The sequence below is a fragment of the Streptomyces sp. SID1328 genome, from assembly GCF_009865595.1.
GTDB lineage: Bacteria > Actinomycetota > Actinomycetes > Streptomycetales > Streptomycetaceae > Streptomyces > Streptomyces griseoluteus.
Genome location: NZ_WWKH01000034.1, coordinates 42,714 through 51,806 on the forward strand (window position 1 = coordinate 42,714; position 9,093 = coordinate 51,806).

Sequence of the window (9,093 nt, forward strand, 5' to 3'; positions counted from 1 at the left end):
CCCGGCCCGGCCACCAGCCTCTTGTGCAGATCTTGACCTCTAAGGACGCCCCCGCGTCAGATCCCCGCCGCCTCCGACAGGTCCCGCTTGATCGCCGTCAGCAGTTCGGTCGCCCGCGCACGGGCCGCCGGGAGGGCGGCGCGGTCGGTGACCGGGACCACGACCTCCAGGTAGCACTTCAGCTTGGGCTCGGTGCCGCTCGGGCGGACGATGACGCGGGCGCCGTCCAGGGCGTACCGCAGGCCGTCCGTGGGCGGGAGGGAGGCGGTGCCGCGGGTCAGGTCCTCCGCCGAGGTGACCGGGAGGCCCGCCAGGGCGGTGGGCGGCTGCTCACGCAGGCGGCGCATCGCGTCGGCGATGACCGACAGGTCCTCCACCCGTACCGAGAGCTGGTCCGTGGCGTGCAGACCGTGCTCCAGCGCGAGGTCGTCCAGGAGGTCGAGCAGGGTCCGCCCGGACTCCTTCAGCTCCGACGCCAGCTCGGTGATGAGCAGGGCCGCCGTGATGCCGTCCTTGTCCCGCACGCCCTCGGGGTCCACGCAGTAGCCGAGCGCCTCCTCGTACCCGTAGCGCAGGCCCTCCACGCGGGCGATCCACTTGAAGCCCGTCAGGGTCTCCTCGTAGCCGAGCCCGGCCTTCCCGGCGATCCGGCCGAGCAGGGAGGAGGAGACGATGGACTCCGCGAAGGTGCCCGTGACACCCCGGCCCACCAGGTGCGCGGCGAGCAGCGCGCCCACCTCGTCGCCGCGCAGCATCCGCCAGTCGCCGCCGTCGCGTACGGCCACCGCGCAGCGGTCCGCGTCCGGGTCGTTGGCGATCACGAGGTCCGGCTCGGTGACGGTCGCCCGCTCGAAGGCGAGGTCCATCGCGCCGGGCTCCTCCGGGTTGGGGAAGGCCACGGTCGGGAAGTCCGGGTCGGGCTCGGCCTGTTCGGCCACCAGCACCGGCTCCGGGAACCCGGCCCGCGCGAACGCCGCGAGCAGCACGTCCTTGCCGACGCCGTGCATCGCCGTGTAGACGGTACGGGCGCCGCGGGCCGACCCCTCGGCCAGCACCGCGTCCGTACGCGCCAGATACGCCTGAAGCACCTCGTCGCCCAGCACCTCCCAGCCCGACTCCGGCCGGGGCACGTCGGCGAGCGCGCGCACCGCGTCGATCTCGGCGGCGATCTCCGCGTCGGCGGGCGGCACGATCTGGGAGCCGTCGCCGAGGTACACCTTGTAACCGTTGTCGCGCGGCGGGTTGTGGCTGGCCGTGACCTCCACGCCCGCGACCGCGCCCAGGTGCCGTATGGCGAAGGCGAGGACCGGGGTGGGCAGCGGGCGCGGCAGCACGGCGGCACGCAGTCCGGCGCCGGTGATCACGGCGGCGGTGTCCCGCGCGAAGTCGGCCGACTTGTGCCGGGCGTCGTAACCGATGACGACCAGGCCGTCCGCCTCGCCCTTGGCCTTCAGGTACGCGGCGAGACCGGCGGCGGCGCGGATCACGACGGCGCGGTTCATCCGCATCGGGCCCGAGCCCAGCTCGCCGCGCAGCCCGGCGGTGCCGAACTGGAGCGTGCCGTTGAAGCGCGCGGTCAGCTCCGCCGTGTCCCCGGCGTCGACGAGCTTCGCCAGCTCCTCGCGGGTTTCCGGGTCGGGGTCCTCGGCCAGCCACGCCTGGGCCCGTGCGATCACTTCGTCCTGCACCTCGGGTGAACCTCTCTCTCGATTCCGTCCGCTGCCGCCGTCGGGCTACAGCCGGTTCAGCACCTGTCCGAGCAGCTGGCCCATGCGCGCCGCCGAGTCGCGGCCCGCCTGGAGGACCTCCTCGTGGTTCAGCGGCTCGCCCGTCATACCGGCGGCGAGGTTGGTGACCAGGGAGATGCCCAGCACCTCGGCACCGGCCTCGCGCGCGGCGATGGCCTCCAGCACCGTGGACATGCCGACCAGGTCCGCGCCGATCACGCGGGCCATGCGGATCTCGGCGGGGGTCTCGTAGTGCGGGCCGGGGAACTGCGCGTAGACGCCCTCCTCCAGGGAGGGGTCGATCTCCTTGCACAGGGCGCGCAGGCGCGGCGAGTACAGGTCGGTGAGGTCGACGAAGTTGGCGCCGACGATCGGGGAGGTGGCCGTCAGGTTCAGGTGGTCGCTGATCAGCACCGGCTGGCCGGGGCGCATGCCCTCGCGCAGGCCGCCGCAGCCGTTGGTCAGCACAATGGTCTTGCAGCCCGCGGCGACCGCGGTGCGGACCCCGTGCGCGACGGCGGCGACGCCACGGCCCTCGTAGTAGTGGGTACGGCCCAGGAAGACCAGGGCACGCTTGTCACCGAAGGTGTACGAGCGGATCTTGCCGCCGTGCCCCTCGACGGCCGGCGGCGGGAAACCGGGGAGCTCGGTGACCTGGAACTCGGCGTCGGGTTCGCCCAGGGCGTCCACGGCCGGCGCCCAGCCGGAGCCCATCACGAGGGCGACGTCGTGGGTCTCGGCGCCGGTGAGTTCGCGCAGGCGCGTGGCGGCGGCGTCGGCGGCGGCGTGCGGGTCGCCCTGGCGGTCGTCCGGAAGGAGAGATGCGTTCACGCGGACGAGGGTAGCCGGTGTTCTCCTACGCGCGTAGATGACAGAGCCCACAGGAATGCGATCGTTGTCATGCTGATTCCGACAAAGGCTGGGCAAAACGGCTGCGCACGCTTGACCGACGGTGCCGTCAGTGCCTGGTGAGCCCTCCCGGCGCTGTGAAAACTCCGCTCCCACCAGCCCGTATGGACGCTTGTGCCCCCGGCGCGCCCGCTTCCGGCCGGGTGCGGGACAATGGGGTACGTGACTCGGATCGTGATCATCGGTGGCGGACCCGGCGGATACGAGGCGGCGCTGACGGCCGCCCAGCTCGGCGCGGAGGTGACCGTCGTGGACTGCGACGGTCTGGGCGGGGCGTCGGTGCTGACCGACTGCGTGCCGTCGAAGACCCTCATCGCCACGGCCGAGGTGATGACCACCTTCGACTCCTCCTACGAGGAGCTGGGCATCATCGTCGCCGACGACACCCCGCACATCGAGCAGGCGGCCCGCGTGGTCGGCGTGGACCTCGGCAAGGTCAACCGCCGGGTGAAGCGGCTCGCGCTCGCCCAGTCCCACGACATCACCGCCTCCGTCACCCGCGCCGGTGCCCGGGTCATGCGCGGCCGGGGCCGCCTTGAGGGCATGCAGGCCCTCGACGGCTCCCGCAAGGTCGTCGTCACCGCCGCCGACGGCACCGAGGAGACCCTCACCGCCGACGCCGTGCTCATCGCCACCGGCGGCCACCCGCGCGAGCTGCCCGACGCCCAGCCGGACGGCGAGCGCATCCTGAACTGGACCCAGGTCTACGACCTCACCGAGCTGCCCGAAGAGCTGATCGTGGTCGGCTCCGGCGTCACCGGCGCCGAGTTCGCCGGTGCCTACCAGGCGCTCGGCTCCAAGGTCACCCTGGTCTCCTCGCGCGACCGCGTGCTGCCCGGCGAGGACCCGGACGCCGCCGTCGTGCTGGAGGACGTCTTCCGCCGCCGGGGCATGAACGTGATGGCCCGCTCCCGCGCCCAGTCCGCCAAGCGGGTCGGCGACCGGGTGGAGGTCACCCTGGCCGACGGCCGCGTGATCACCGGTACGCACTGTCTGATGGCGGTCGGTGCGATCCCGAACAGCACGGGCCTGGGCCTCGAGGGGGCCGGGGTCAAGCTGCGCGACTCCGGGCACATCTGGACCGACAAGGTGTCCCGCACGAGCGCGCCCGGCGTGTACGCGGCCGGTGACGTGACCGGCGTCTTCGCGCTGGCCTCCGTCGCGGCGATGCAGGGCCGGATCGCGGTCTACCACTTCCTCGGCGGCGCGGTGGCCCCGCTCGACCTCAAGACGGTCTCCTCCAACGTCTTCACCGACCCCGAGATCGCCACGGTCGGCTACAGCCAGGCGGACGTGGACGCGGGCAAGATCGACGCGCGGGTGGTGAAGCTGCCGCTGCTGCGCAACCCGCGCGCGAAGATGCAGGGCATCCGGGACGGCTTCGTCAAGATCTTCTGCCGGCCGGGCACCGGGATCGTGGTCGGCGGCGTGGTCGTCGCGCCGCGCGCCTCGGAACTCATCCACCCCATCTCGATCGCGGTCGACAACAATCTGACGGTCGAGCAGATCGCCAAGGCGTTCACCGTCTATCCGTCGCTGTCCGGCTCGATCGCCGAGGTGGCCCGGCAGTTGCAGACCCGCAAGGCGGGCGGCGCGGGCTGACCGGCGGCGCCCGCGGCCCATGCGGGCGGCATAGTCGGCCGGTAGGTCCCTATATCACTTCCGGGGTCCGGTTGCGAACAACTTCTGCTATTCGGCGCAAACTGCTGAAAGCAGACGGTCGTTGGGGTTACTGTCAGTTTCGTGTTCGCTGCAGAACGTCGTCAACTGATCCTCGAAATGGTGCGAGCGAACGGGGCCGTGTCGCTCCGTGAACTCGCCCGCGTCGTCCAGACCTCCGAAGTGACCGTACGGCGGGACGTGCGCGCGCTGGAGGCAGAAGGACTCCTCGACCGCCGGCATGGCGGTGCGGTACTGCCGGGTGGATTCACGCGAGAATCCGGCTTTCCGCAGAAATCCCATCTCGCGACCGCGGAGAAGACGGCCATCGCCGACGTCGCCGCAGGGCTGGTCGAAGAGGGCGAGGCCATCGTGGTCGGCGCCGGTACGACCACCCAGGAGCTGGCCCGCAGACTGGCCCGGGTACCGGGCCTGACCGTGGTCACCAACTCCCTGCTGGTGGCGCAGGCGCTGGCCCATGCCAACCGGGTGGAGGTCGTCATGACCGGCGGCACCCTCCGGGGCTCCAACTACGCCCTCGTCGGCTCCGGCGCCGAGCAGTCCCTCCAGGGTCTGCGCGTCTCCAAGGCGTTCCTCTCCGGGAGCGGCCTGACCGCCGAGCGCGGGCTGTCCACGTCCAACATGCTGTCGGCCTCCGTGGACCGGGCCCTGGTCCAGGCCGCCTCCGAGGTCGTGGTCCTCGCCGACCACACCAAGCTGGGTACGGACACCATGTTCCGTACGGTGCCCACCGAGGCGATCACCCGCCTGGTCACCGACGAGCCCCCCGCCCACGACGACCGTGCCGCCACCGAGCTCCAGGCCCTGGCCGATCAGGGCGTGCAGATCACGGTGGCCGGAGCGGCCGGCGCCCCGGCCCCGGACCAGCCCCAGGCCCCCCGCGGGCAGCGCGCCTCCCAGCTCCCCGGCCCCCGCCGGGGCCAGGTCCCCGGCTCCGCCCTCCGCGGAGTCCTCAGCGACCAGCCCACCGACCGCCCCCGAGTGGCCGACCTGCGCCGCAGGTAGCGCCTCGGCGGGGCGTCACGGCCGACGGGGGTGCGTCGGCGTCGTAACGGGCACCCGTCGCTGGGGAACCGTTCCTTCGGCGGTGCTGTGCCGAGCGTGCCCTTCGCTGGGTAAAAGCCGACGCCCGGCGGACCAAGTTCGGTCGCCGGGCGTCGGGATGTGACGTCGGGTCAGTCCTTGATCTCGCAGATCGGGGCGCCCGAGGTGATGGAGGCGCCCACCTCGGCGAGGAGGCCCTTGACGGTGCCGGCTCGGTGGGCGTTGAGGGGCTGTTCCATCTTCATGGCCTCCAGGACGACGATGAGGTCGCCCTCCTGGACGGTCTGGCCCTCTTCGACGGCCACCTTGACGATGGTGCCCTGCATCGGGGAGGCGAGGGTGTCGCCGGAGGCCACGGGGCCGGACTTCTTGGCCGCGCGGCGCTTGGGCTTGGCGCCCGCCGCGAGGCCGGTACGGGCCAGGGACATGCCGAGCGACGAGGGGAGGGAGACCTCCAGGCGCTTGCCGCCGACCTCGACCACGACCGTCTCACGGCCCAGCTCCTCGTCCGCCTCCGCGTCGGCGGGGGCGGTGAAGGGCTTGATCTCGTTGACGAACTCGGTCTCGATCCAGCGGGTGTGGACCGTGAAGGGGTCCTCGGAGCCGGTCAGCTCCGGCGCGAAGGCCGCGTCCCGGACCACCACACGGTGGAACGGGATGGCCGTGGCCATGCCCTCGACCTGGAACTCGTCCAGCGCCCGCGCGGCGCGCTCCAGCGCCTCCTTGCGGGTGCGGCCGGTCACGACCAGCTTGGCCAGCAGGGAGTCCCACGCCGGGCCGATGACCGACCCGGCCTCCACGCCCGCGTCCAGCCGGACACCGGGGCCGGCCGGGGGGTCGAAGCGGGTGACCGTGCCGGGGGCGGGCAGGAAGCCCCGGCCCGGGTCCTCGCCGTTGATGCGGAACTCGAAGGAGTGCCCGCGCAGCTCGGGGTCGCCGTAGCCCAGCTCCTCGCCGTCGGCGATGCGGAACATCTCGCGGACCAGGTCGATCCCGGCGACCTCCTCGGTCACGGGGTGCTCGACCTGGAGGCGGGTGTTGACCTCCAGGAAGGAGATCGTGCCGTCCTGGCCGACCAGGAACTCACAGGTGCCGGCGCCCTCGTAGCCCGCCTCCTTGAGGATGGCCTTGGACGCCCGGTACAGCTCCTCGACCTGGGCCTCGGAGAGGAACGGCGCCGGGGCCTCCTCCACGAGCTTCTGGTGGCGGCGCTGGAGCGAGCAGTCACGGGTGGAGACGACGACCACGTTGCCGTGCTTGTCGGCCAGGCACTGGGTCTCCACGTGCCGGGGACGGTCGAGGTAGCGCTCCACGAAGCACTCGCCCCGGCCGAAGGCGGCGACGGCCTCGCGGACCGCCGAGTCGTACAGCTCCGGCACCTCTTCGAGGGTGCGGGCGACCTTCAGGCCACGACCGCCACCGCCGAAGGCGGCCTTGATCGCGATCGGCAGGCCGTGCTCCTTGGCGAAGGTCACGACCTCGTCCGCGCCCGAGACCGGGTCCGGCGTACCGGCGACCAGCGGGGCACCCGCGCGCTGCGCGATGTGCCGGGCGGCGACCTTGTCACCGAGGTCCCGGATCGCCTGCGGCGGCGGGCCGATCCAGGTCAGTCCCGCGTCCAGCACGGCCTGGGCGAACTCGGCGTTCTCCGAGAGGAAGCCGTAGCCGGGATGGATCGCGTCCGCGCCGGACTCCCGCGCGGCGTTCAGGACCTTCTGGATGTCCAGGTAACTGGTGGCCGGGGTGTCACCGCCCAGGGCGAACGCCTCATCCGCGGCCCGGACGTGCAGAGCGTCCCGATCCGGGTCGGCGTACACGGCCACGCTCGCAATGCCTGCGTCCCGGCAGGCCCGCGCCACACGGACAGCGATTTCGCCACGGTTGGCGATGAGCACCTTGCGCACGATTGAGGCTCCCTCCTTGAAACAAGCCGAGTTTAGGGACAGCCGACACGGCACATCGACCCGTCCCCAATGGTGAGCTTGCCCACACGGAGCGTGATGCGTGGCCCGCTCGACCCGCGAAAGCCCTTGTCGCACCTCGGTACGCAGGACTCCACCGGAAAACCCTAGCCCCGTCATGTGGCCAAGGTCTCTGTGAGAGCGTGCTGCGGGCCACGCGGTTTCTTTGTGGAGTCCCTACGAATGGCCCAATGATTCTTTGCCGCCGGCCGAGGTCTTGTCCCCCGTCCTACCCATTAGTAGCGTTCGCGCTGATCCGGTGTACTGCCGGTAACAGGCGATCCGCGCGGGGGCGGCGGCGAAGGTGGGGTGGGGCCGGTGGTGCGCAGACCGGTGGCATGGATCGTGACGGTCGTCCTGCTGGCCGAGGCGGTCGGCATCGCGGCGGTGAACTGGCTGCTCGGCGTGGTGGTGGACAACCAGCGGATGTCCCTGGCCGGCCTCGACCCCGATGTGATGGCGACGTCCTCGAAGGTGGGAGCCGTGCTCTTCGGGCTCTACTTCGCCTTCTGCGCCCTGGTGGCCCTGCTGGTCGCGGTGCGCGACCGAGCCCCGGCCGGCCTCGGCCGGGTCCTGCTGATCAGCGCCGCCGTGGTGCACGGCCTGCTGGGCGCGGTCGCGTGGGGCCTGGTGGGCCCGGGGGCGTTCCTGGCGATGATGGTGGTGCTCGCCCTGCTGGTGCTGCTGCTGGTGACGTACGACCGTCCGCGTGACACGGGCGCCCGTCCGGCCGGCGACACGCCCGGTGCGGGAGGCGCCCCGGAGGCCGCCCCCGAACCGAAGCCCACGTCCACCCCTACGGGTGACCCTCAGGGCCGTACGGCCGACACGCCGAACATCACTCGGACGGCGCCCACAACTCCGTGATCCCGACACCCAGTTCGCGCAACAGCTTGCGGACGAGGGGGAGGCTGATGCCGATCACGTTGCCGTGGTCGCCCTCGATGCCCTCGATGAAGGGCGCCGAGCGGCCGTCCAGGGTGAAGGCCCCGGCGACGTGGAGGGGCTCGCCGGAGGCGACGTAGCGGGCGACCTCCTCGTCCGTGGGCTCGCCGAAGCGGACCACGGTGGAGGCGGTCGCGGAGACGTACCGCTTGGCGGCGGTGTCCCAGATGCAGTGACCGGTCTGGAGGACCCCGGCGCGGCCGCGCATCGCCTTCCAGCGGGCGGTGGCCTCCTCCGCGTCGGCGGGCTTGCCGAGCGCCTGTCCGTCCAGTTCCAGCACCGAGTCGCAGCCGATCACCAGCGCGCCCTGCACCTCGGGCCGGGCCGCCACCACGGACGCCTTGGCCTCGGCGAGGGCGAGGGCCAGCTCGGCCGGGGTGGGGGCGGTGACGGCGTCCTCGTCCACTCCGCTGACGATCACCTCGGGCGCCAGTCCGGCCTGCCGCAGCAGACCCAGCCGGGCGGGGGACTGGGAGGCGAGAACAAGGCGGCGCCGCTGGTCTGTCATGCGATCAGCCTAGCGCCGGTCCTCTCCTCACCTCAGCCCGATGACGATCATCGCCAGCACCATGGCCAGGGCCATGAAGAGGCCGAGCCGCCTGAGCTTCTCCTCCATGTGACGGAGTTCCTCGGGCGGCTCGTCCTCGGGGTCTGACCACAGCATGGCTCCAGCGTGGGGCGCGGCCCGGCCCGCGCGCCTGAGTACCCGTACTCAGGTTCCGGCTCAGCCCGGCCAGTAGGTCCGGGACCAGGACACCGGCCCCGGCCGGGGCAGGCTCCGGGTGGCGATGCGCGCCGGGTCCGACCACGCGTCGCGCGGCCCCTCC

At 72.2% G+C, this 9,093-nt stretch carries 8 protein-coding genes and 1 pseudogene; 3 read left to right on the top strand and 6 right to left on the bottom strand.

The features are described 5' to 3' along the window. Window positions 1-56: 56 nt before the first annotated feature. Both GT030_RS01165 and GT030_RS01170 read right to left on the bottom strand, forming a co-directional pair. Entirely contained in the window at window positions 57-1,688 is a 1,632-nt protein-coding gene (locus tag GT030_RS01165) for a phospho-sugar mutase (protein WP_161199391.1), read from the bottom strand. A 45-nt stretch (window positions 1,689-1,733) separates the two neighbouring features. Continuing rightward, window positions 1,734-2,558 carry a purine-nucleoside phosphorylase gene (locus GT030_RS01170; RefSeq protein WP_161199392.1) on the bottom strand — a complete coding sequence of 275 codons (825 nt, stop codon included), beginning with the start codon at window positions 2,556-2,558 and terminating at the stop codon, window positions 1,734-1,736. A gap of 231 nt (window positions 2,559-2,789) precedes the next feature. Between GT030_RS01170 and GT030_RS01175 the strand changes: the two genes are divergently transcribed. Then, on the top strand, window positions 2,790-4,238 hold the full coding sequence (locus GT030_RS01175; RefSeq protein ID WP_161199393.1) for an NAD(P)H-quinone dehydrogenase: 1,449 nt from the start codon (window positions 2,790-2,792) through the stop codon (window positions 4,236-4,238). A gap of 141 nt (window positions 4,239-4,379) precedes the next feature. Then, window positions 4,380-5,321: a DeoR/GlpR family DNA-binding transcription regulator gene (locus GT030_RS01180; RefSeq protein ID WP_161199394.1), complete on the top strand. Its 942-nt coding sequence runs from the start codon at window positions 4,380-4,382 to the stop codon at window positions 5,319-5,321. A 170-nt stretch (window positions 5,322-5,491) separates the two neighbouring features. Here GT030_RS01180 and GT030_RS01185 read toward each other — a convergent pair whose 3' ends face one another. Then, entirely contained in the window at window positions 5,492-7,264 is a 1,773-nt protein-coding gene (locus GT030_RS01185) for a biotin carboxylase N-terminal domain-containing protein (protein WP_161199395.1), read from the bottom strand. Between the two features lie 375 nt (window positions 7,265-7,639). Here GT030_RS01185 and GT030_RS01190 point away from each other — a divergent pair, with 375 nt between their 5' ends. Next, entirely contained in the window at window positions 7,640-8,188 is a 549-nt protein-coding gene (locus GT030_RS01190; protein ID WP_161199396.1) for a hypothetical protein, read from the top strand. Here GT030_RS01190 and GT030_RS01195 read toward each other — a convergent pair. From GT030_RS01195 to GT030_RS36055, 3 genes and pseudogenes are all read right to left on the bottom strand, one after another. After that, window positions 8,160-8,774, bottom strand: coding sequence for a nucleoside triphosphate pyrophosphatase (locus GT030_RS01195; RefSeq protein ID WP_161199397.1), 615 nt, complete (start codon window positions 8,772-8,774; stop codon window positions 8,160-8,162). The two genes, GT030_RS01190 and GT030_RS01195, sit on opposite strands and share 29 nt — an antisense overlap. Window positions 8,775-8,801: 27 nt before the next feature. Then, window positions 8,802-8,930 (bottom strand): hypothetical protein, encoded by a 129-nt coding sequence (locus GT030_RS37020; RefSeq protein ID WP_267881259.1) that lies wholly within the window; start codon window positions 8,928-8,930, stop codon window positions 8,802-8,804. Between the two features lie 60 nt (window positions 8,931-8,990). Continuing rightward, window positions 8,991-9,093: pseudogene (locus tag GT030_RS36055) on the bottom strand (acyl-CoA carboxylase subunit epsilon); the annotation flags it as partial.